The sequence below is a fragment of the Leclercia sp. TB492 genome, assembly GCF_049974505.2.
Classification (GTDB): Bacteria; Pseudomonadota; Gammaproteobacteria; order Enterobacterales; family Enterobacteriaceae; genus Enterobacter; species Enterobacter adecarboxylatus_C.
In genome coordinates, this window is the sequence record NZ_CM127572.1 from 4,613,689 (window position 1) to 4,635,414 (window position 21,726).

The window sequence follows — 21,726 nt, forward strand, 5'->3', positions numbered from 1 at the left end:
ACATTGCCCGGCGGCGCTTCGCTTGCCGGGCCTACGGGTAAAAGTAGGCCGGGTCAGCGCAGCGCCACCCGGCATTTTCAAAGGAAACACAGAATGCAGACCATCACCCAATCCTGGTTCGTTCAGGGCATGATCAAAGCCACCTCCGACGCCTGGCTGAAAGGCTGGGACGAGCGCAACGGCGGCAACCTGACGCTGCGCCTGGATGACGCGGATATTGAACCCTTTGCCGCCGACTTCCATCAGAAGCCGCGCTATATCGCCCTGAGCCAGCCGATGCCGCTGCTCGCCAACACGCCGTTTATCGTCACCGGTTCCGGCAAATTCTTCCGCAACGTGCAGCTCGATCCCACCGCGAATTTAGGGGTGGTAAAAGTGGACAGCGACGGCGCGGGCTACCACATTCTTTGGGGACTGACGGACGAAGCGGTGCCAACCTCTGAGCTGCCGGCCCACTTCCTCTCCCACTGCGAACGTATCAAGGCCACCAGTGGGAAAGATCGCGTGATCATGCACTGCCACGCCACCAACCTGATCGCCCTGACCTTCGTCCTGGAGAACAACACTGACGTTATTACCCGTCAGCTGTGGGAAGGCAGCACCGAGTGCCTGGTGGTATTCCCGGATGGCGTGGGCATTCTGCCGTGGATGGTGCCGGGTACCGACGAGATCGGCGCAGCCACGGCGATTGAGATGCAAACACACTCTCTGGTGCTGTGGCCGTTCCACGGCGTGTTCGGCAGCGGCCCGACGCTCGATGAAACCTTTGGTCTGATCGACACCGCCGAGAAGTCTGCCGAAGTGTTGGTAAAAGTGTATTCGATGGGTGGCATGAAGCAGACCATCACCCGGGAAGAACTGATTGCGCTGGGCAAACGCTTTGGCGTTAACCCTGTGCAGTCGGCGTTAGATCTGTACAAATAAGAACATCGCGCCCCGCTCACTGAGACGGGGCGAAGCTACACCTGCAATCCCTACACAAATCACCTAATTAAGTGGAGTAAAAGCAATGAAAATAAAGACAAGCTTGATCCTCACCGTTGCCGCCCTGGCGTTGTCCGGTTCTGCTTTAGCTGAAGTGAAAATCGCCCTGGTGGCGAAATCCTTAGGTAATGGCTTCTTTGAAGCGGCAAACGTGGGTGCCCAGGAGGCAGCCAAAGAGTTAGGTGATGTCAAAGTGATCTATACCGGGCCGACCACCACCACCGCCGAAGCGCAGATCGAAGTGCTGAACGGGTTGATCGCTCAGGGTGTGGATGCGATCGCTATCTCCGCCAACGATCCTGATGCCGTGGTGCCGGTGCTGAAAAAAGCGATGCAGCGCGGGATCAAAGTGGTGTCATGGGACTCCGGCGTGGCGAAAGCCGGGCGCCAGATCCACCTCAACCCTTCCAATAACGCGCTGATTGGCGAGACGAACGTCAAGCTGGCGGCCGAAGCGCTGAAAGCGCTGAACGTGGAGAAAGGCGACGTGGCGGTGCTGAGCGCCACCCCAACCTCCACCAACCAGAACACCTGGATTGCCGAGATGAAAAAGGTGCTGCCGCAGTACCCGTCCGTCAATCTGGTGACCGTGGCCTATGGCGACGATCTGTCGGATAAGAGCTACCGCCAAGCGGTCGGCCTGCTGAAAACCTACCCGGATCTGAAAGTGATCGTCTCTCCGTCGTCGGTCGGCATCGTGGCGGCGGCGCAGGCGGTGAAAGATCAGGGCAAGATCGGCAAAGTGTACGTCACCGGTCTGGGCCTGCCGTCTGAGATGGCGGGCGCGGTGAAATCCGGTGCCAGCAAGAGCTTCGCCATCTGGAACCCGATCGACCTCGGGTATGCCGCCACTTACTTAGCGGATGACCTGGTGAAAGGCACGGCGACCAAAGAAGAAGCCAGCATGGGCAAACTGGGCAAAGTGAAGCTGGATGCCGACGGCAGCGGCGCGATGGCTGAGCCGTTTGTTTACGATGCCAGCAACATTGATAAGTTCTCGAAAATCTTCTGATTCCTTCTCCCTCTCCCCTCTCCCGAGGGGAGAGGAGATCAAATGGAGAACTATCATGACCCCATTGCTTCAACTTAAAGGCATCACCAAGGTTTTCCCCGGTGTGCGCGCCCTTGAGAACGTGCAGCTTGAACTCTGGCCCGGCAAAGTCACCGCCCTGATCGGTGAAAACGGCGCGGGTAAATCGACGCTGGTCAAAGTAATGACCGGCATCTACCAGCCCGACGAGGGCGAGATCCTCTACAAAACCATTCCTATCCACCTGCCGACGCCCGATTCGGCGCACAAGGTGGGCATTACCGCAATTCACCAGGAGACCGTGCTGTTCGATGAGCTGTCGGTCACCGAAAATATTTTTGTCGGTCAGTACCTCTATAAAGGCATTTTCAAAAAACTCGACTGGCCGGAGATGCACCGCCGGGCGCAGGCGATCCTCACCCGTCTGGAGGTGCAGATTGACCCGCGCGCGACGCTGAAAACCCTGAGCATCGCCCAGCGGCATATGGTGGCGATTGCCCGGGCGCTGTCGTTTGACGCCCAGGTGGTGATCCTCGATGAACCCACCGCCGCCCTGTCGCAGCATGAAATTCTTGAGTTCTATCAGATCGTCGAACGCCTGAAACAGGAGGGGAAAGCGATCCTGTTTATCTCGCACAAGTTCGACGAGATTTTTGAGCTGGCGGATCACTACACCATCCTGCGCGACGGCGTGTTTGTTGGTGCTGGAGCCATTAACGACATCACCGAAGAGCGGATGGTGGCGATGATGGTCGGCCGCGCCATTACCCAGACCTTCCCGAAAGTGGCGTGCGAAAAAGGCGACACCGTGCTGGAGGTGAAAAATCTCTGCCATCCCACCGAGTTCGCGAATATCTCCTTTAGCCTGCGCAAAGGCGAGATCCTCGGCTTTTATGGGCTGGTGGGGGCCGGGCGTACTGAGCTGATGCAGGCGCTCTCCGGCGTCTCGCGTCCCTCCTCCGGCAGCATCGTGCTGAACGGTAAAGAGCAGCATTTCCGCCAGCCGGCGGACGCCATCCGGGCCGGGATTGTCTGCGTGCCTGAAGAACGCCAGAAGCAGGGGGCGATTATCGAGCTGTCGATTGCGCAGAACATCAGCCTGCCGCAGCTCAGCAAGCTCAACGCCAGCGGGGTGCTGAATGACGATCGCGAGTGGCAGCTGGCGGATGAATATGCCAAACGCCTGCAGGTGAAAGCCTTTAGCTGGAAACAGGCGGTGGAAACGCTCTCCGGCGGCAACCAGCAGAAAGTGGTGATCGGCAAATGGCTGGCGACCCAACCGGACGTCATTATCCTCGATGAGCCGACCAAAGGGATCGATATCGGCTCCAAAGCGGCAGTGCATCAGTTTATGTCCGAGCTGGTTGGTCAGGGGCTGGCGGTGATCATGGTCTCCTCCGAACTGCCGGAAGTGATGGGCATGGCCGACCGCATTATCGTCATGCATGAAGGATTAATGGTGGCGGAATATCAGGCGGGAGGCGCGACGGCCGAAACCATCGTCAGCGCCGCCAGCGGTGCCAGACAGGAGGCCGCATAATGGTGCAACAGCTGCTTAAACACCGCGAGGCGCTGCTGGCGGCGGTGATCGTGCTGATGGCGATCGCCATCGGCACCCGCGTCCCGTCGTTTATCGCCCCGGGCAACCTGGTGGAGATGTTTAACGACACCTCCATTCTGATCATTCTCGCTCTCGGGCAGATGATGGTGCTGCTCACCAGAGGCATCGACCTGTCGATGGCGGCCAACCTGGCGCTGACCGGGATGATTGTCGCCCTGATTAACTTTAACTATCCCGGGGTACCGGTCTGGGCGCTGCTGATCCTGGCCACCGCGCTGGGCCTGGTGATGGGGCTCATCAACGGCCTGCTGGTATGGAAGATGGGCATTCCGGCGATTGTGGTGACGCTGGGCACCATGAGCATCTATCGCGGGATTATCTTTCTGCTCTCCGGCGGCGGCTGGGTTAACTCCAACCAGATGGGTGCCGACTTCCTCGGCCTGCCGCGGGCGTCGGTGCTGGGCTTACCGGTGCTGAGCTGGTGCGCCATTGCCGCCCTGCTGCTGGTGGGCTACTTCCTGCGCTACAGCCGCACCGGGCGGGCGCTCTACACCGCAGGCGGTAACGCGACGGCGGCGTACTACACCGGGATCAACGCGGGCAAAATGCAGTTCGTCAGCTTCTGCCTCTCCGGGGCGCTGGCCGGGTTCTGCGGCTATCTGTGGATCTCCCGCTTTGCGGTGGCCTATGTCGATGTGGCGAACGGCTTTGAGCTTCAGGTGGTGGCGGCCTGCGTGATCGGCGGCATCAGCACCATGGGCGGCACCGGCCGGGTGCTGGGTTGCCTATGCGGAGCGCTGTTCCTCGGAGTGATCAACAATGCCCTGCCGGTGATCGGCGTGTCGCCGTTCTGGCAGATGGCGATCTCCGGGACGGTGATCGTGATTGCGGTACTGCTCAATGAGCGCGGCAACAAACGCAAAGGACGGCTGATCCTGCGTGATGCGGCGCTGGCACGTCAGAAACAGGCGGTAAGATCATGAGTAAAGTAATGACGTCTGAAGAGATTAAAAATACCCCCGCCCCGGCAGGCATTTTCCAGCGCCTGCTGTGCTGGGAAGGCTTTCTGCTGGCGGTCACCCTGGCGGTGTTCGTGGTTAACGCCCTGGCCTCCCCCTATTTCCTCGATATCTGGAACCTGTCCGACGCCACGTTCAACTTCACCGAAAAAGCGATCATCGTGCTGCCGATGGCGATGCTGATTATTGCCCGTGAAATTGACCTGTCGGTGGCCTCCACCATCGCCCTGAGTTCCACGGTGATGGGCTTTTGCGCGGCGGCCGGGCTGGATACCCCGTGGCTGGTCTGCGTCGGCCTGGGGGTTGGCCTGCTGTGCGGGCTGTTCAACGGCCTGCTGGTGACCCGCTTTAACCTGTCGTCGATTGTGATCACCATCGGCACCATGAGCCTCTATCGCGGCATCACCTACATTCTGCTGGGCGACCAGGCCCTGAACGCGTACCCGGAGAGCTTCGCCTGGTTTGGTCAGGGGTATGTCTGGGGGGCGCTGTCGTTTGAGTTCACGCTGTTCATCGTGCTGGCGGCCGTGTTTGCCTTCGTGCTGCACAAGACCAACTTCGGGCGCCGCACTTATGCCATCGGCAATAACCCGACCGGGGCATGGTATTCCGGCATCAACGTCAAGCGTCACAACCTGATTCTATTTGCCTTGGTGGGGCTGATGGCCGGGCTGGCCTCGGTGCTGCTCACCTCGCGTCTGGGCAGTACCCGCCCGACCATTGCGATGGGCTGGGAGCTGGCGGTGGTGACCATGGCAGTGCTCGGCGGGGTCAATATTCTCGGCGGTTCCGGCAGCATGGTGGGCGTGATTATCGCCGCCTTCCTGATGGGGCTGGTCACCTTCGGCCTGAGCCTGCTCAACGTGCCGGGCATCGTAATGTCGGTGATCATCGGCGCGATGCTGATTGTGGTGATCTCCCTGCCGATCATCACCCGCCGGATTATGCAGCGAAGACGGATCTAAATGCCGGGAGGCGCTGCGTGCAAGCGCAGCGCCGCCGGGCATAAAAATCACCGTAATTAAGGAGAATTATCATGAGCTTTATGTTGGCGCTGCCGAAAATCAGCCTGCACGGCGCAGGCGCAATCGGCGATATGGTTAAGCTGGTGGCAAACAAACAGTGGGGCACCGCGTTGATCGTCACTGACGGTCAGCTGGTGAAAATGGGCCTGCTCGACAGCCTGTTTACCGCCCTCGACGCGCAGCAGATGTCTTATCACCTGTTCGACGCGGTCTTCCCGAACCCGACCGAAGAACTGGTGCAGCAGGGCTATGCCGCGTATCAGGACGCGCACTGTGATTACATCATTGCCTTCGGCGGCGGCAGCCCGATCGATACCGCGAAAGCGATTAAGATTCTCACCGCTAACCCGGGTCCGTCTACCGCCTATTCCGGCGTCGGCAAGGTGATCAACGCTGGCGTGCCGCTGGTGGCCATCAACACTACCGCAGGCACGGCGGCAGAGATGACCAGCAATGCGGTGATCATCGACTCCACGCGTCAGGTGAAAGAGGTGATTATCGACCCGAACATCATTCCGGATATCGCCGTGGATGACGCCAGCGTGATGCTCGACATTCCGGCTTCCGTCACCGCCGCCACCGGAATGGATGCCCTGACCCACGCCATCGAAGCCTATGTCTCCGTCGGCGCCCATCCGCTGACCGACGCCAATGCGCTGGAGGCCATTCGCCTGATCGCCCACTGGCTGCCGGAGGCGGTGGACAACGGCCACAATATTGTCGCGCGCGAGCAGATGGCCTTCGGCCAGTATCTGGCCGGCATGGCCTTTAACAGCGCCGGGCTCGGGCTGGTGCACGCCCTGGCCCACCAGCCGGGGGCCACGCACAACCTGCCGCACGGTGTATGCAACGCCATCCTGCTGCCGATCATCGAGAACTTTAACCGCCCGAACGCCGTGGAACGCTTTGCCCGCGTGGCGCAGGCGATGGGCGTCGATACCCGTGACATGAGCGACGAAGCGGCCAGCATGGCGGCCATCAACGCTATCCGTGCCCTGAGCACCCGCGTCGGGATCCCGTCCGGCTTCAGCAAGCTCGGCGTCACCAAAGCCGATATCGAAGGCTGGCTCGACAAAGCCCTCGCCGACCCGTGCGCCCCCTGCAACCCGCGCAGCGCCAGCCGCGACGAGGTGCGCGAACTCTATCTGGAGGCATTATGATCCGCAAAGCCTTTGTAATGCAGGTGAACCCTGATGCACACGAGGAGTATGAGCGTCGCCACAACCCGATCTGGCCCGAGCTGGAAGCGGTGCTGAAAGACCACGGCGCGCACCACTACGCCATTTATCTGGATAAGACCCGCAACTTGCTGTTTGCCACGGTGGAGATTGAATCGGAAGAGCGCTGGAACGCGGTAGCTAACATCGATGTCTGCCAGCGCTGGTGGAAATATATGGGGGAGGTGATGCCGTCTAACCCGGATAACAGCCCGGTGAGCACCGGGCTGCAGGAGGTGTTTTATTTAGCATAATCATAAGGCAGGTGATGCAAGTAAGTGTCACCTGCTTTTAGCGCACCGTTCTTAGGCCATACACCGTCGCATCATGCTCCCATATAATGGTTTCATTTCTCTCTTTCGCATCGCGGCAGGGTTGTTCAATGACTGAAATCTGCTCGGGTGATAACGCACAATAGGGTTTGGTATAGCGAAAAATATCCAGCTCCTCTACTGAACAAACCCGTCTGGCATTTTCAAACAGTCCCACCTTTTTCGTTACATTAAGTAAATTGATATCAAGGGCTTCGATGACAAGTTCGATCTTATTTATCTTGACCCTAATCGTATCGATAGCTGTTCTTGCATCGTTAACATTAGGCGCTTTGACCCAGATAGGTTCATGATGGGAGATACGGTTTCTGTACTCTCTCAGTTCAAAGATGATATCAATCAGCTCTTTTCTGACCCTTTGCGGATTCGCGTTGATTTTTGCGTAATTCTTAAAGACCTTACTTAAGGATTTAGGCCACAAGTACAGCGGGTTGTCTCGCGGCGCGGGGGCACTGTACTCATTATTTAATACATAATGCCAGGTACTAAAATCCGTTGCGGCAATAATCTGATCGTGAGTCCAGTCCGGCACAGAGCGGGCCTGTGCATGTACGCCCCGCCTGCGTCTCATCTCTTTTTTACGCCATTCACGAACGAGGCAATCTTTAGCCTTTTCAAGATTTTTATGGAAATGACATTGTTCTCTGCCTTTTGTGCTGTGAATGCTTTCCCACCACATTTCGCCAAATCTTGCCCTTGCTTCTCTGTCAACGGCGTTCCTTAACGAAATCTCAAGGTTTTGGAGTAACGGATAAATAGACGCTGCTGCATGCTGGGACCAGATGTATATTCCATACAGCTCACACTCATCAGCGGGACGAAAAGTCGTGCGATAACTATCAAGGCGTATTGACGAGATCAATGAAATAATCGGTTTATAATGAGTAGCTTGCGGCATTTCTTCTTGCTCCCATAACAATGGGTCGAAGCATACCATATACTCGTAGAAGGGTTGACGAAGAAACCATCAATCTATAGTATCTGCTCCCAGCAGCCTGTACTGTCTACTTCCCCTTTTATAGGTTCTAGTTGCGTACATCATAGGCAAAGCGATTTATGAAACCCACCTCTGGTGGGTTTCGTCGTTTTCGCGGGCCTCAACCTGGTTCAGCGTCTTTTTAGTTCACCTCCGCCGTATTACCGCGCGCCGCGATCTCCTGCCTGCTGCTCAGCGTAAAGGCTGACAACACCGTTACCGCCAGCACAAAACAGCCCAGCATCAGGTAGGTATCCTGGAAGCCGATCCGGTCATACATATTCCCGGCAAAGGCGGAGAGGAAAATCGCCGCCAGCTGTTTGGCAAAGTTGAAACCAATCAGATAGATGGTAGCGGACAGTCGGGTATCGAACACGCCGGTGATGTACTTGAACGCGCCCACCAGCAGGAACGGCACCTCCAGCGCGTGCAGCATCTTCAGGGCCACCACTTCCACGGCGGTGGTCGCAAATGACGAACCAATAATGCGCGTCGCCATAATCACCCCGGCGATCAGCAGCGTATTTTTCGCGCCAATGCGGTTAATGATCCACGGCGAGCAGAACATGATGATGGCGTTGCAGATCTCCCCGGCTGTGGTGGCAAAACCAAACGCCCGCGTCCCTTCCTCCGGCGTGGCGAAGAAGGTTTTAAAGAAGGTGGCGAACTGCTGATCGAAGACGTCATACACGCAGGCCACGCCAATCACGTACAAAATGAACATCCACATTTTGCGCTGGCGGAACAGGTTAATCACGGTTCTGGCGGTGATCTGCGGCTGGTTAGCACCGAGGGCGTTCATCACCTGCGCGGTCTGGTTAGGCTTCGGTTTTGCCACCACCAACAGTACCATCAGCACCAGCGCCGCCGCGGAACCCATCCAGAACACATACGAGGGGTCAATCCCAAACAGGATCCCGCCCGTCGTGGCACACAGCCCCCACCCGAGACAGCCAAACATCCGCGCCTTGCCGTATTCAAAGAAGCTGTTGCGACTCACGCGCTCAATGTAGGCCTCAATCGCGCCCGCTCCCGCCGAGAAGACGAAGCCGATATAGACCCCCCCGCTCAGGGCCCCGAGCCAGATGTTGGTCTTCAGCAGCGGAGCGAAGACGTAGAGGAAAAAGGGTGCGAAGAGAAACAGCAGGACCGCGATGATCCACAGCAGGTGTTTTTTCAGCCCCAGCTTATCCGACACGACTCCCAGCACCGGCTGGAACGAGATGGCAAACAGCGAGATGCAGGAGAAGACGATCCCGGTATCGGTTTTATTCAGGCCGATGATATCCGACAGCCAGATCGGCAGGAACGGAAAGCAGGTGGCCATGATGAAGAAGTAGAGAAAGAAGAACGACCCGAAGATCCAGAAGTTCGGGTTGTCTTTGTGGGTACAGGCAGTCGTGTTCATTATTTTTATCCTCAACTCAGGGCCGGTTGCCCGGCCCATTGCCCTTATACGCGTTCAACGCCAATCAGGATGGCGGTTTCCGGATCCAGAACCGGCAGGGCAAGCCCCGCCTGCATCAACCATTCGCCGCTCACCGTTTGCGGGGATTCCATCCACGCCGGCAGCTTGCGCATGGTGTGCCCCCCTTCGCCGGTCAGGCGGATGTTGGGGTGGTCGAGCAGCGTGATACGGTACTGGGCGTTAGCCGCCAGCCCCGGCATGCGCAGCGGCATCATCAGGGTGTAATCCGGCATCGCCAACTGGCTGACAATAAACAGGCCCTGGCCCTGATCCTGACTCACTATCCCCTGCGCCAGCGTGGTGCTGTCGGGCATATCCACCCGCCACTGGGTGCCGCGGTGGATCACCTCCCGCCACTGCTTATGCAGGGCCGCATAGTGCCGATAGCCTTCGCGCTCCTGCTCATCCACGGCGAGCGGATCCAGCTCCAGCCCCATATGGCCGAACAGCGCCGTCAGGCCCCGGAAGGCGATGCTGTGCTGGCGGAAAGTGGCATGGCATTTATGATGACCGATATGCGCCCCCATCACCTCCGGCGGGAAGAAGTAGCTCATGCCACGCTGGATAGTATTACGTTCCAGCGCGTCGTTGTTATCCGAAGCCCAGAAACGATGGCAGCGGGTCAGGACCTCATAGTCGATACGCCCGCCGCCGGAGGAGCAGGATTCAAACTCCACGTGCGGGAAGCGCTCGCCCAGGGTGTCCAGCAGACGGTAGAACTGGCGGGTCTGGGCGTCGGCAGCGGCCCTGCCGTTATGGCCCGGCTGCACCAGCTCGCGGTTCATGTCCCACTTCACATAGTCCACCTGGTGCTCACCCAGCAGCCAGCTCATGCGCTCCAGCAGGTAGTTGAACGCGGCAGGAATGTTGAGGTTCAGCACCCACTGGTGGCGACCGGTGGCCTGCGCATAGCCTGGCAGAGCCAGCACCCAGTCCGGGTGAGCGCGATACAGATCGGAGTCCGGGTTGATCATCTCTGGCTCGACCCAGATACCAAACTCCATCCCGAGGCTTTTGACGTGGTCGATCACCGGCGTTAAGCCATTGGGGTATTTCTGCTCGTCGAGATACCAGTCTCCCAGCGCAGCATGGTCGTCGTTGCGTCCTTTAAACCAGCCATCGTCAATGATAAAGCGCTCCACCCCCAGCGAGGCCGCTTCGTCTGCCATCCGCATGATGTACTCAGGATCGTGGTTAAAGTAGATCCCCTCCCAGGTGTTGAGATGCACCGGACGCGGTTTGTTCTCCGGGAAACGAATAATGTTGTCGCGCAGATAGCGGTGGAACTGCTGGCTCATGCCGTTCAGCCCCTGAGCGGAGTAGCTGGCGTAGAGCCGCGGCGTCCACAGGGTTTCACCCTCCTCAATCGCCTTTTCACCCGGCAGGTACAGCGCTTCAGCCTGCAGATAACGACGGCCATCGGTTTTGGCCTCCGCGCGCAGACGATGGTTGCCGCTCCAGCCCAGATGCACGCCCCAGACGTCGCCGTGCATTTCGCTGAAGCCCGGCGTGCCGCTAATCAGGGCCGGGAAATGCTCGTGGGAGCTGCGCCCGCGGCGGTTTTCAATCACGAAGCTGTCATGCTCCAGCAGCAGGCGATGCGGCTGGAATTCGCGGATCCAGCGGCCATGAAACGCCATCACCTCGCGGGCACGTTCCGCCAGCGGCAGGGTGACGGCCAGGCGCTCAACCTGCCACGGCTGGCTTTTGAGATTGGTCAGGCCATGACGAACCGCCAGCACGCCGCTGTCATCGAGGGCGATCTCGCTGGTCAGACGCAGGCCGGCGATGTCATCTTCGGCGGTAAGGGTCAGGGTTTGTCCCTGCTGCGCGACCGCAACGGTACGGAACAGCGGCGAACCATCCAGCCCCTGACGGTGGCCTTCAATGCCCGGCGCGCCGAACAGGCCGTGGGCAAGTTCCGCCATCAGCGTCACCGGCGAGTCAACGTCCAGTCTGCCGTTGGCGATCGGGCGGGAAAGCGTGGCCGCATCCTGCGGTGAAAAATGGCGAAGGTGCGGCCCCCAGTAAAGAATTTCGGCGAACGGATGGGTTTTGATCACCACATCGACCGTTTCGCTCGCGAGTCGTAAAACTGCCTCTTGCATCGGACATCTCCTGTCATCGGGATATCCTGAGTGTTGATCCGAAACGTTTCGGATACAAACCAAAACGTTTCGGATTTGTGATCGGGTTTAGAATTTAGGGAAATTTATGCCGTCTGGCCCGGAGAGAATTCCGGTTGCCACAGCACCTGCAGCTGGCTGATGTCATCGCCGTTAATCAGCTGCAGCACCATGTCGGCAATCTGCTTGCCCACCCCCTGTCGGGTGGACTGGATCACCGCCGCCACGTCGATATCGACAATGCTGTCCTGCGGCAGACCATCGTAGACTACCAGCGCAACGGCGTTCTCGCCCGTTAAGCGCCCCATCTGCGCCAGCGCCATCGCGGCCCCGTCGCCATGGGTATTGCAGTCGGTGACGATCGCCGTGGGAGCGACATCCAGCGCCAGCAGCGCCTGGGTGGTGGTGTAGCCCGCGCGGCGGGAAGGCGGCATGGTGCGTAGCCATTCGCTGGAGAGCCCTGCCTCGTTCAGAGCATCAAGGTAGCCCTGACGGCGCTGGGTAATAAACGCCTGATTGTTGCTCTCACCCAACAGCGCGATGCGCTGATGCCCCCGCTCAATTAACCGCCGGGTCGCGGTGTACGTGCCCGCATAATTATCGAAATCGAACCAGGCATAGGGTTCAGGCAGATGGCTGCGGCCGAGTGCCAGGAAGGGGAACCCGGCGGCCTGAAGTTGCTCAAGTCGCGGATCGTTGTCCAGAGTATGGGCCACGATCAGCGCATCCACGCGACGGCTCTGCACCATGCGCATGTAGCTGTGTTTGTCGGCCAGATCGTCATCGGCAATCAGCAGCAAATCGATCTCATGTTGCGCCAGTTCGTGGCTAATTTCGCCGACCATGTCCATAAAGACGCTGTTATTGAGCGGAACGGGATGCACCGGAAAGACCAGCCCCACGGCGTCGATCTTGCCCATCTTCAGACGACGGGCGAAGGTGTTCGGGCGATAGCCGCGACGCTGCGCTTCGGCTTCCACGCGGGCGCGCGTCTCGCTGGAAACGTCAAAATAGCCGTTGAGGGCGCGGCTCACCGTCGTTACCGACAGTCCCAGTTCTTTAGCAATGGCTTTAAGCGACATGATTATCCGTGTCTTAGTGTGTCAGTTTTGTTCCGCCACCATGAGCGCGTAAGTGTCTGGCTCAAGGGCTTTGAAGATGTGCGGCTGGTCGGCAGGATAGCAAATATAGTCCCCAATCCCGAGCTCTTCCGGTGCCCCGGTGAGGCCAACCAGCGCCCGGCCCTTCATGACAATAATATGCTCAACCGACCCCGGCGGGTGCGGATGGGAGATACGGTCGGCCCCGGGCTGCGCCGTCAGGATATAGATATCGCGTCGCGCGCCCGGCGGACAGGTCGCCAGCAAAATGGCCTCAAAGTTAGCCTGTTCAGCAATGACTTTTGTTCCTTCCCCCAGGCGGATCACCTGGGTGGTGGGCTGCTGCGGTTCGAGCAAACGGGCAAAGGGAATATCCAGCGCCACGCAGAGCGACCACAGGGTTTCGAGGCTGGGGTTGCCGTTCCCGGACTCCAGCTGAGAGAGTGTTGATTTGGCGATCCCGGCCCGGCGAGCGATTTCCGCTAGTGAAAGTCCGGTCCGCATGCGCTCCCGCACCAGACTTTTGGCGATTACGCTGATTGGCTGCGTCATAAAACGGTCTCTTGTTCTATAAATCGAACGAATCGTTCATCTTGATAAACGAATGTGATGCGTTCATTATAATGGATACTCGTTCGTTATGGCTAAAAATGTATGAAACACGCGTTCTCTTGTCTCAAAAGCGACACCATCAAGGCGATTATTCTCGTGTGTCTGGCGGTGGGTGTTGTGGGGATGTCCTACGGCTCGCTGGCGATGGCGTATGGCTTCCCGCTGTGGGTGCCCTTTGTGCTCTCCCTTTCAGTGCTGGCGGGCGCTTCGGAATTTATGTTTATCGGCATCGTCGCCAGCGGGGGCAATCCCCTTGCCGCCGCGGCGGCCGGACTGCTGGTCAATGCCCGCCATGTCCCTTTTGGCGTAACGGTGCGTGAGCTGGTGGGCAAACGCGGCGCCAGCTTCCTGGGCTGCCACATTATGAATGACGAAAGCGTGGTGTTTGGCCTGTCGCAAAAAACGCCGGAGCAGCGCAAAGCCGCCTACTGGCTCTGCGGCCTGGGGGTGGCCATTATCTGGCCGCTGGGCACCCTGCTGGGGGCGATGGTCGGCAAACTGCTGCCCGACCCGGAAACCATCGGGCTGGATGCGGTATTCCCGGCCATTTTACTGGCGTTAGTCGTGCCCGCCTTTAAGAACCGCACCACGCTTATCCGCGCCTGTAGCGGTGCCGCCCTGTCGCTGGCCGCGGTGCCCTTTGCGCCGGTGGGGCTGCCGGTATTGCTCTCTCTGCTGGGCCTCGCGGCGAGGAAGAAATAATGGAAAACATGACCGTCTTTATTCTCGGCATCGCCCTGCTGTCGGCGGGCACCTACCTGATGCGTCTCGGCGGGGCGAAGCTGGGCAGCCGGTTAGCGCTGTCTGAACGCTCCCAGGCGCTGCTGTCGGATGCGGCAACGGTGCTGCTGTTTTCAGTGGCGCTGGCGACCACCTTCTATGAAGGGGAGCATTTTGCCGGGATGGCGCGGGTGTTGGGCGTGGCCTTTGCGGTATTCCTTGCCTGGCGCAAGGTGCCGTTGATTTTCGTGATTGTCGCGGCGGCAGTGGTGACGGCGTTATTACGCCTGGCGGGCATAAACTAAAAAAGCGCCCCGGGGGCGCTCTTTCGACAGATACTTCGCTTTTATTTGTTCAGCTCAGCGGTCATGTGCACACGGTTACCGGAGAACGCCTGAGTAATGGTGTAAGAGGACGCGCCAGCCTGCTCGGCCTGAGCCGCGATTTTAGCTTCTGCGCCATCAATGGTGCTGGCGGATGCGGTAACGGACTGCGCAGCGAAAGAACCGAAAGAAGTAGCCAGAGCGATTACTGCGACAAAAGTTTTGATGCTTTTCATGATAGTGACCCTTGCGATAAGTTGTTGGTGTAAGGCGTTGTGCCTTGATGTGATAAATAATAAGCCTCATCACCGACAACTGATAGCGGAAGGATTTGCTAAAACAATTCAAATTTATTGAACAATATTCAAACGCTGCGGATGAGTATAAACCGTGGCCCTTCCCGGCTTGCAGAACCCCACCAGCGTCAGGTTGCAGCGCTCGGCCACCTCAACCGCCAGCGTGGTGGCCGCGGAGACCGCAAACAGGATCTCAACCCCGCACATCGCCGCCTTTTGCACCATCTCGTAGCTGGCCCGGCTGGAGACCAGCGCGGCACCCTGCTGCCAGGCGGCACTCTCTCCCGCCCGTCGGCCCAGCAGTTTATCCAGCGCCACATGGCGTCCGACATCTTCATGCCCACCGGCTATTTCGCCCGACGGCAGTACCCAGGCGGCGGCGTGCGTGCAGCCACTCAGATTACCTACCGGCTGTACCGAGTGAAGGTTGTTCAAGGCGATATCGAGGTTCGCCAGCGTAAAGGTCTGGCTAAAGGGCAGCGGGGCGATAGGTTTGCCGATGTCGTTCAGCTGCTCCACGCCACAGACGCCGCAGCCGGTACGCCCGGCCAGGGCGCGACGGCGCTCCTTCAGGGCCATAAAACGCCGGCTGGAGAGTTCAATCTGCACCTCCATTCCGTTGCAGGCCTGAACCACATCCATCCCGTAGATCTCCTGCGGGTGGTCGATTATCCCCTCAGAGAGCGAAAAGCCGATGGCAAAGAGCGTCAGATCTTTTGGCGAAGCCATCATCACCACGTGCGAGATACCGTTGTAGACCAGCGCCACGGGCACCTCTTGCGCAATCCAGTCCGGGATGGGTTGGTTGAGCTGAGGGGGTCTGCGCACCTCGCACGCCACTACGCCGACGGGCTGGGAGGAGGTATCTCGGTTTTGTTTTGACACGACATCGTTCCTGGCAACTTCGAAAATAAGTATGCTATTGCAGCATAAATGGCGGCGATGCGCCCCAGAGATGGATCAATTTTTCATTAGGACGCCTTTTCTCCTGTCTTACTCCCACGGGAGGAGGAGTCTCGCCAGGTTGATACAGCCTTGTAACACATAAAGTTAATAACGTGATCTAATTCACATTTTTAAATTAGCACGCTTAGATTTTATTCACGATGTTTTAACTCCATTCAAACAAGCCTACCGACAATGTGGTATTCTGCGCCCTATCCCTCAAGGAATTGTGGGAATACAAAATTCCAACCCTTTGCGGTTGTTTTGTAACCGTAAAGTAAAACTCTAAATACCCGAATAATGCGCGTTGCAGGCAAGCAGCAAAACGCTCCTGCGGCTCGACCTATAAAGGTAGCAATGTCGAAACAAGGAGTGACCATGCAGGTCAGCAGAAGGCAGTTCTTTAAGATCTGCGCTGGCGGTATGGCAGGCACCACGGCGGCGGCACTGGGCTTTGCGCCCGGCGTAGCGCTGGCGGAAACACGGCAGTACAAACTGCTGCGCACCCGCGAAACCCGTAACACCTGTACGTACTGCTCTGTCGGTTGTGGGCTGTTGATGTATAGCCTCGGTGACGGTGCAAAAAACGCCAAAGCATCTATTTTCCATATCGAAGGGGACCCGGATCATCCGGTCAACCGTGGCGCGCTCTGCCCGAAAGGGGCTGGTCTGGTGGACTTTATCCACTCAGAAAGCCGTCTGAAATTCCCCGAGTATCGCGCGCCTGGCTCCGACAAGTGGCAGCAAATTGGCTGGGATGAAGCGTTCGATCGCATCGCTAAGCTGATGAAAGAAGACCGCGATGCTAACTTCATGGCGCAGAACGCCGAAGGTACCACCGTTAACCGCTGGCTCTCCACCGGGATGCTGTGTGCCTCTGCCTCCAGTAACGAAACCGGCTATTTAACCCAGAAATTCACGCGCGCACTCGGCATGCTCGCGGTCGACAACCAGGCGCGTGTCTGACACGGACCAACGGTAGCAAGTCTTGCTCCAACATTTGGTCGCGGTGCGATGACCAACCACTGGGTCGACATCAAGAACGCCAACCTTATCGTGGTGATGGGCGGTAACGCCGCTGAAGCGCACCCTGTCGGGTTCCGCTGGGCGATGGAAGCCAAAATCCACAACGGTGCGAAACTGATTGTGATCGATCCCCGCTTTACGCGTACGGCGTCAGTGGCGGATTTCTACACCCCTATTCGTTCAGGTACTGACATCACTTTCCTGTCAGGCGTACTGCTGTACCTGATGACTAACGAAAAATATAACCGCGAATACACCGAAGCCTACACCAACGCCAGCCTGATCGTGCGTGAGGATTACCACTTCGAAGATGGCCTGTTCAGCGGTTACGACGCCGAAAAACGCAAGTACGACAAAACCAGCTGGAACTACGAGCTGGATGAGAAAGGCTTCGCGAAACGCGATATCACGCTGCAACACCCGCGCTGCGTCTGGAACCTGCTGAAAGAGCACGTTTCCCGCTATACGCCGGACGTGGTTGAAAACATCTGTGGGACGCCGAAAGCGGACTTCCTGAAGGTGTGCGAGATGATCGCTGAAACCAGCGTTCATGATAAAACCGCCTCGTTCCTGTATGCCCTCGGCTGGACCCAGCACTCCATCGGCGCGCAGAACATCCGTACCATGGCGATGGTGCAGCTGCTGCTCGGCAACATGGGGATGGCTGGCGGCGGCGTCAACGCCCTGCGCGGTCACTCCAATATCCAGGGTCTGACCGACCTCGGCCTGCTGTCGCAGAGCCTGACGGGTTATATGAACCTGCCAAGCGAAAAACAGACCGACCTGCAAACCTATCTGACGGCCAGCACGCCAAAACCGCTGCTCGAAGGCCAGGTGAACTACTGGGGCAACTATCCGAAGTTCTTCGTCTCAATGATGAAGGCCTTCTATGGTGATAAAGCGACGGCTGAAAACAGCTGGGGCTTTGACTGGCTGCCGAAGTGGGACAAAGGCTACGACGTTCTGCAGTACTTCGAGATGATGAACCAGGGTCAGGTCAACGGCTATCTGTGCCAGGGCTTTAACCCGGTGGCGTCGTTCCCGAACAAGAACAAGGTTGTGGCGTCTCTGTCGAAACTAAAGTTCCTGGTCACCATTGACCCCCTCAATACCGAGACGGCGACCTTCTGGCAGAACCACGGTGAATCGAACGACGTCGATCCGTCGAAGATTCAGACCGAAGTGTTCCGTCTGCCGTCCACCTGTTTCGCGGAAGAGAACGGCTCCATCGTCAACTCCGGCCGCTGGCTGCAGTGGCACTGGAAAGGCGCGGATGCCCCGGGCATCGCCATGAACGACGGCGAGATCCTGGCCGGTATCTTCTTACGCCTGCGTAAGATGTACGCGGCAGAAGGCGGCGCGAACCCGGAACCGGTGCTGAACATGACCTGGAACTACTCGACGCCGGAGAACCCTTCCCCGGAAGAGGTGGCGATGGAGAGCAACGGTAAAGCGCTGGCGGATGTTATCGACCCGGCTACCGGTGCGGTTCTGGCGAAGAAAGGCGATCAGCTCAGCACCTTTGCGCACCTGCGTGATGACGGCACCACCTCCAGCGGCTGCTGGATCTTTGCCGGGAGCTGGACGCCGAAAGGCAACCAGATGGCCAACCGCGATAACGCCGACCCGTCGGGCCTCGGCAATACGCTGGGCTGGGCATGGTCATGGCCGTTGAACCGCCGCATCCTCTATAACCGTGCCTCCGCAGACCCGCAGGGCAACCCGTGGGATCCGAAGCGTCAGCTGCTGAAATGGGACGGCGCGAAATGGGGCGGCGTGGATATTCCGGACTACAGCACCGCGCCTCCGGGCAGCGATGTCGGGCCATTTATCATGCAGCCTGAAGGGATGGGACGTCTGTTCGCGATCGATAAGATGGCGGAAGGTCCGTTCCCGGAACACTACGAGCCGTTTGAGACGCCGCTGGGCACCAACCCGCTGCACCCGAACGTGGTCTCTAACCCGGCAGCCCGTATCTTTAAGGGCGATTTCGACGCGCTGGGTAAAAAAGACAAGTTCCCGTATGTGGGTACCACTTACCGTCTGACCGAGCACTTCCACTACTGGACCAAGCACGCGCGGCTTAACGCCATCGCGCAGCCGGAACAGTTTGTGGAGATCGGCGAGAAGCTGGCGAACAAGCTCGGCATCGCCCAGGGCGATACCGTCAAGGTCTCCTCCAACCGCGGCTACATCAAAGCCAAGGCGGTGGTGACCAAGCGTATTCGCACCCTGAACGTGCACGGGCAAGAGGTGGATACCATCGGCATCCCGATTCACTGGGGCTACGAGGGCGTGGCGAAGAAAGGGTTTATTGCAAACACCCTGACGCCGTTCGTCGGTGATGCGAACACGCAGACGCCGGAGTTTAAGGCCTTCCTCGTGAACGTGGAAAAGGTGTAACGGAGACGACTTATGGCTTATCAATCGCAAGACATTATTCGTCGTTCCGCGACTAACAGTTTCACCCCCGCGCCTCAGGCGCGGGACCACCAGCAGGAAGTGGCGAAGCTTATTGACGTGACCACCTGTATCGGCTGTAAAGCCTGTCAGGTGGCCTGTTCAGAGTGGAACGACCTCCGTGACGAAGTGGGACATAACGTCGGGGTGTACGATAACCCTGCCGATCTGACCGCCAAGTCCTGGACGGTGATGCGTTTCTCTGAAGTGGAGCAGAACGACAAACTGGAGTGGCTGATCCGCAAAGACGGCTGTATGCACTGTGCGGATCCGGGCTGCCTGAAGGCCTGCCCGGCGGAAGGGGCGATCATTCAGTATGCCAACGGCATCGTCGACTTCCAGTCCGAGCAGTGCATTGGCTGCGGCTACTGCATCGCCGGCTGCCCGTTCGACGTGCCGCGCCTGAACCCGGAAGACAACCGCGTCTATAAATGTACGCTGTGCGTCGACCGTGTGAATGTCGGCCAGGAGCCGGCCTGCGTGAAGACCTGTCCAACCGGCGCTATCCACTTTGGCTCCAAAGAGGATATGAAAACGCTGGCGGGCGAGCGCGTATCCGAGCTGAAAACCCGCGGTTACGACAACGCAGGCCTGTACGATCCGGCCGGTGTTGGCGGTACCCACGTGATGTACGTCCTGCATCACGCCGACAAGCCGAACCTGTATCACGGCCTGCCGGAGAACCCGGAGATCAGCGCCACGGTGAAATTCTGGAAAGGCATCTGGAAACCGCTGGCAGCGGTCGGTTTTGCTGCCACCTTCGCAGCGAGCATCTTCCACTACGTCGGCGTTGGTCCGAACCGTGCGGAAGAGGAAGACGACAACCTGCATGAAGAGAAAGACGAGGTGCGCAAATGAGAAAACGTGACACCATCGTGCGCTACACGGCGCCGGAACGCATCAACCACTGGGTCACCGCCTTCTGCTTCATGCTGGCGGCGATAAGCGGGCTGGGGTTCTTCTTCCCCTCCTTCAACTGGCTGATGCAGATCCTCGGTACGCCGCAGCTGGCGCGCATCCTGCACCCGTTTGTGGGAGTGGTGATGTTCGCCTCGTTCATCATCATGTTTTTCCGCTACTGGCACCATAACCTAATCAATCGGGATGATATCTTTTGGGCGAAGAATATTCGTAAGATCGTCGTCAACGAGGAAGTGGGTGATACCGGACGCTATAACTTCGGCCAGAAATGCGTATTCTGGGCGGCGATTATCTTCCTGGTCCTGTTGCTGGTGAGCGGCGTGATCATCTGGCGTCCGTACTTTGCGCCTGCTTTCTCAATCCCGGTGATCCGATTTGCGTTAATGCTGCATTCATTTGCCGCAGTGGCGTTAATTGTGGTTATCATGGTGCATATCTACGCCGCCCTCTGGGTGAAAGGCACCATTACCGCGATGGTGGAAGGCTGGGTCACTAAGACGTGGGCGAAGAAACATCACCCGCGCTGGTACCGTGAAGTCCGCCAGAAACAGGAAAAGTCATCTGAATGAGTATTCGCATAATCCCGCAAGATGAGCTGGGTTCGAGCGAGAAACGCACGGCGGAAGTGATTCCGCCGCTACTGTTCCCCAGACTGAAAAACCTCTACAACCGCCGCGCTGAACGCCTGCGTGAACTGGCAGAGAACAACCCGCTTGGCGATTATTTGCGCTTTGCCGGGTTGATCGCCCATGCCCAGGAAGTGGTGCTGTACGACCATCCGCTGCAAATGGACCTGACCGCGCGCATCAAAGAGGCCAACGTTCAGGGCAAGCCGCCGCTGGATATCCACGTGCTGCCGCGCGATAAGCACTGGCATAAACTGCTGCACTCGCTGATTGCCGAGCTGAAGCCCGAGATGAGCGGCCCTGCGCTGGCGGTGATCGAGAATCTCGAGAAAGCCTCTGAGCAGGAACTGGAGCAGATGGCGAGCGCGCTCTTTGCCTCTGATTTTGCCTCAGTCAGCAGCGATAAAGCGCCGTTTATCTGGGCCGCCCTGTCGCTCTACTGGGCACAAATGGCCAGCCTGATCCCAGGTAAAGCCCGTGCCGAATACGGTGAAGCACGTCAGTTCTGCCCGGTATGCGGTTCGATGCCGGTCTCCAGCATGGTGCAAATCGGTACCACTCAGGGGCTGCGCTACCTGCACTGCAACCTGTGTGAAACCGAGTGGCACGTGGTGCGCATCAAGTGCAGCAACTGCGAGCAGACCCGCGATCTGCACTACTGGTCGCTGGAGAACGAGCAGTCCGCGGTGAAAGCCGAAAGCTGCGGCGACTGTGGCACCTACCTGAAGATTTTGTACCAGGAAAAAGACCCGAAAGTGGAGGCCGTCGCTGACGATCTTGCTACCCTGATTCTGGACGCCAAAATGGAGCAGGAGGGCTTTGCCCGCAGCTCTATTAACCCGTTCCTGTTCCCGGGTGAAGGGGAGTAATCTCCTGTGATAGTGCCGGGCGGCGCACGCTTGCCCGGCCTACAATAAACGCCTGCGCGAGCAAGCTTCCAGCGTTTCCATTATTCCCCC

The 21,726-nt window shown here is 58.3% G+C and carries 20 protein-coding genes; 13 read left to right on the top strand and 7 right to left on the bottom strand.

Features of this window, described 5'->3' with window-relative positions:
- Window positions 1-93 precede the first annotated feature (93 nt).
- From rhaD to rhaM, 7 genes are all read left to right on the top strand, one after another.
- Window positions 94-924, top strand: coding sequence for a rhamnulose-1-phosphate aldolase (gene rhaD, locus ACP4QI_RS21925; protein ID WP_426495956.1), 831 nt, complete (start codon window positions 94-96; stop codon window positions 922-924).
- A gap of 85 nt (window positions 925-1,009) precedes the next feature.
- Window positions 1,010-1,996 (top strand): rhamnose ABC transporter substrate-binding protein, encoded by a 987-nt coding sequence (rhaS, locus tag ACP4QI_RS21930; RefSeq protein ID WP_426495955.1) that lies wholly within the window; start codon window positions 1,010-1,012, stop codon window positions 1,994-1,996.
- A gap of 55 nt (window positions 1,997-2,051) precedes the next feature.
- Window positions 2,052-3,554: a sugar ABC transporter ATP-binding protein gene (locus tag ACP4QI_RS21935; protein ID WP_426495954.1), complete on the top strand. Its 1,503-nt coding sequence runs from the start codon at window positions 2,052-2,054 to the stop codon at window positions 3,552-3,554.
- A complete protein-coding gene (locus ACP4QI_RS21940; protein WP_142487589.1) occupies window positions 3,554-4,558 on the top strand; it encodes an ABC transporter permease in 1,005 nt (334 codons plus the stop codon). The genes ACP4QI_RS21935 and ACP4QI_RS21940 overlap by 1 nt, the downstream gene beginning before the upstream one ends.
- Window positions 4,555-5,559, top strand: a complete 1,005-nt coding sequence (locus ACP4QI_RS21945) for an ABC transporter permease (protein ID WP_142487590.1) — start codon at window positions 4,555-4,557, stop codon at window positions 5,557-5,559. The genes ACP4QI_RS21940 and ACP4QI_RS21945 overlap by 4 nt, the downstream gene beginning before the upstream one ends.
- 71 nt (window positions 5,560-5,630) lie before the next feature.
- Window positions 5,631-6,779, top strand: coding sequence for a lactaldehyde reductase (fucO, locus tag ACP4QI_RS21950; RefSeq protein WP_142487591.1), 1,149 nt, complete (start codon window positions 5,631-5,633; stop codon window positions 6,777-6,779).
- Window positions 6,776-7,090: an L-rhamnose mutarotase gene (gene rhaM, locus ACP4QI_RS21955; protein ID WP_426495953.1), complete on the top strand. Its 315-nt coding sequence runs from the start codon at window positions 6,776-6,778 to the stop codon at window positions 7,088-7,090. The genes fucO and rhaM overlap by 4 nt, the downstream gene beginning before the upstream one ends.
- A gap of 37 nt (window positions 7,091-7,127) precedes the next feature.
- Here rhaM and ACP4QI_RS21960 read toward each other — a convergent pair whose 3' ends face one another.
- The 5 genes from ACP4QI_RS21960 to ACP4QI_RS21980 form a co-directional block, all read right to left on the bottom strand.
- Window positions 7,128-8,066, bottom strand: coding sequence for an Abi family protein (locus tag ACP4QI_RS21960; protein WP_426495952.1), 939 nt, complete (start codon window positions 8,064-8,066; stop codon window positions 7,128-7,130).
- 220 nt (window positions 8,067-8,286) lie between these two features.
- Window positions 8,287-9,552 (bottom strand): MFS transporter, encoded by a 1,266-nt coding sequence (locus tag ACP4QI_RS21965; protein WP_426495951.1) that lies wholly within the window; start codon window positions 9,550-9,552, stop codon window positions 8,287-8,289.
- A 44-nt stretch (window positions 9,553-9,596) separates the two neighbouring features.
- Window positions 9,597-11,720, bottom strand: coding sequence for an alpha-galactosidase (locus ACP4QI_RS21970; RefSeq protein ID WP_426495950.1), 2,124 nt, complete (start codon window positions 11,718-11,720; stop codon window positions 9,597-9,599).
- Window positions 11,721-11,824: 104 nt separating this feature from the next.
- On the bottom strand, window positions 11,825-12,820 hold the full coding sequence (locus tag ACP4QI_RS21975) for a LacI family DNA-binding transcriptional regulator (protein WP_142487596.1): 996 nt from the start codon (window positions 12,818-12,820) through the stop codon (window positions 11,825-11,827).
- 21 nt (window positions 12,821-12,841) lie between these two features.
- Window positions 12,842-13,390, bottom strand: a complete 549-nt coding sequence (locus ACP4QI_RS21980; protein WP_142487597.1) for a helix-turn-helix domain-containing protein — start codon at window positions 13,388-13,390, stop codon at window positions 12,842-12,844.
- Between the two features lie 102 nt (window positions 13,391-13,492).
- Here ACP4QI_RS21980 and ACP4QI_RS21985 point away from each other — a divergent pair, with 102 nt between their 5' ends.
- Both ACP4QI_RS21985 and ACP4QI_RS21990 read left to right on the top strand, forming a co-directional pair.
- Complete coding sequence (locus tag ACP4QI_RS21985; protein WP_426495949.1) at window positions 13,493-14,152, top strand: AzlC family ABC transporter permease; 660 nt, start codon at window positions 13,493-13,495, stop codon at window positions 14,150-14,152.
- Entirely contained in the window at window positions 14,152-14,475 is a 324-nt protein-coding gene (locus ACP4QI_RS21990) for an AzlD domain-containing protein (protein ID WP_103825275.1), read from the top strand. The genes ACP4QI_RS21985 and ACP4QI_RS21990 overlap by 1 nt, the downstream gene beginning before the upstream one ends.
- Window positions 14,476-14,516: 41 nt before the next feature.
- Here ACP4QI_RS21990 and ACP4QI_RS21995 read toward each other — a convergent pair whose 3' ends face one another.
- Both ACP4QI_RS21995 and fdhD read right to left on the bottom strand, forming a co-directional pair.
- Complete coding sequence (locus tag ACP4QI_RS21995) at window positions 14,517-14,729, bottom strand: YdgH/BhsA/McbA family protein (RefSeq protein ID WP_103177552.1); 213 nt, start codon at window positions 14,727-14,729, stop codon at window positions 14,517-14,519.
- Between the two features lie 114 nt (window positions 14,730-14,843).
- Complete coding sequence (fdhD, locus tag ACP4QI_RS22000; protein WP_156264959.1) at window positions 14,844-15,674, bottom strand: formate dehydrogenase accessory sulfurtransferase FdhD; 831 nt, start codon at window positions 15,672-15,674, stop codon at window positions 14,844-14,846.
- Window positions 15,675-16,112: 438 nt separating this feature from the next.
- On the opposite strand from fdhD, the gene fdnG reads away from it, so the two are divergent.
- From fdnG to fdhE, 4 genes are read left to right on the top strand one after another with little or no spacing between them, the layout of a single operon-like run.
- On the top strand, window positions 16,113-19,163 hold the full coding sequence (gene fdnG / locus ACP4QI_RS22005; protein WP_142490036.1) for a formate dehydrogenase-N subunit alpha: 3,051 nt from the start codon (window positions 16,113-16,115) through the stop codon (window positions 19,161-19,163).
- A 12-nt stretch (window positions 19,164-19,175) separates the two neighbouring features.
- Window positions 19,176-20,078, top strand: a complete 903-nt coding sequence (fdxH, locus tag ACP4QI_RS22010; RefSeq protein WP_156264961.1) for a formate dehydrogenase subunit beta — start codon at window positions 19,176-19,178, stop codon at window positions 20,076-20,078.
- On the top strand, window positions 20,075-20,710 hold the full coding sequence (gene fdoI / locus ACP4QI_RS22015; protein WP_015569914.1) for a formate dehydrogenase cytochrome b556 subunit: 636 nt from the start codon (window positions 20,075-20,077) through the stop codon (window positions 20,708-20,710). The genes fdxH and fdoI overlap by 4 nt, the downstream gene beginning before the upstream one ends.
- Window positions 20,707-21,636, top strand: a complete 930-nt coding sequence (gene fdhE / locus ACP4QI_RS22020) for a formate dehydrogenase accessory protein FdhE (RefSeq protein WP_142487602.1) — start codon at window positions 20,707-20,709, stop codon at window positions 21,634-21,636. Before fdoI ends, fdhE begins: the two co-directional genes overlap by 4 nt.
- Window positions 21,637-21,726: the final 90 nt, after the last annotated feature.

What these genes read in the sequence shown, in the direction of transcription:
- rhaD (WP_426495956.1), top strand. Translation starts at nt 94, where the DNA reads ATGCAGACCATCACCCAATCCTGGTTCGTTCAGGGCATGATCAAAGCC.
- rhaS (WP_426495955.1), top strand. Translation starts at nt 1,010, where the DNA reads ATGAAAATAAAGACAAGCTTGATCCTCACCGTTGCCGCCCTGGCGTTG.
- ACP4QI_RS21935 (WP_426495954.1), top strand. Translation starts at nt 2,052, where the DNA reads ATGACCCCATTGCTTCAACTTAAAGGCATCACCAAGGTTTTCCCCGGT.
- ACP4QI_RS21940 (WP_142487589.1), top strand. Translation starts at nt 3,554, where the DNA reads ATGGTGCAACAGCTGCTTAAACACCGCGAGGCGCTGCTGGCGGCGGTG.
- ACP4QI_RS21945 (WP_142487590.1), top strand. Translation starts at nt 4,555, where the DNA reads ATGAGTAAAGTAATGACGTCTGAAGAGATTAAAAATACCCCCGCCCCG.
- fucO (WP_142487591.1), top strand. Translation starts at nt 5,631, where the DNA reads ATGAGCTTTATGTTGGCGCTGCCGAAAATCAGCCTGCACGGCGCAGGC.
- rhaM (WP_426495953.1), top strand. Translation starts at nt 6,776, where the DNA reads ATGATCCGCAAAGCCTTTGTAATGCAGGTGAACCCTGATGCACACGAG.
- ACP4QI_RS21960 (WP_426495952.1), bottom strand. Translation starts at nt 8,066, where the DNA reads ATGCCGCAAGCTACTCATTATAAACCGATTATTTCATTGATCTCGTCA.
- ACP4QI_RS21965 (WP_426495951.1), bottom strand. Translation starts at nt 9,552, where the DNA reads ATGAACACGACTGCCTGTACCCACAAAGACAACCCGAACTTCTGGATC.
- ACP4QI_RS21970 (WP_426495950.1), bottom strand. Translation starts at nt 11,720, where the DNA reads ATGCAAGAGGCAGTTTTACGACTCGCGAGCGAAACGGTCGATGTGGTG.
- ACP4QI_RS21975 (WP_142487596.1), bottom strand. Translation starts at nt 12,820, where the DNA reads ATGTCGCTTAAAGCCATTGCTAAAGAACTGGGACTGTCGGTAACGACG.
- ACP4QI_RS21980 (WP_142487597.1), bottom strand. Translation starts at nt 13,390, where the DNA reads ATGACGCAGCCAATCAGCGTAATCGCCAAAAGTCTGGTGCGGGAGCGC.
- ACP4QI_RS21985 (WP_426495949.1), top strand. Translation starts at nt 13,493, where the DNA reads ATGAAACACGCGTTCTCTTGTCTCAAAAGCGACACCATCAAGGCGATT.
- ACP4QI_RS21990 (WP_103825275.1), top strand. Translation starts at nt 14,152, where the DNA reads ATGGAAAACATGACCGTCTTTATTCTCGGCATCGCCCTGCTGTCGGCG.
- ACP4QI_RS21995 (WP_103177552.1), bottom strand. Translation starts at nt 14,729, where the DNA reads ATGAAAAGCATCAAAACTTTTGTCGCAGTAATCGCTCTGGCTACTTCT.
- fdxH (WP_156264961.1), top strand. Translation starts at nt 19,176, where the DNA reads ATGGCTTATCAATCGCAAGACATTATTCGTCGTTCCGCGACTAACAGT.
- fdoI (WP_015569914.1), top strand. Translation starts at nt 20,075, where the DNA reads ATGAGAAAACGTGACACCATCGTGCGCTACACGGCGCCGGAACGCATC.
- fdhE (WP_142487602.1), top strand. Translation starts at nt 20,707, where the DNA reads ATGAGTATTCGCATAATCCCGCAAGATGAGCTGGGTTCGAGCGAGAAA.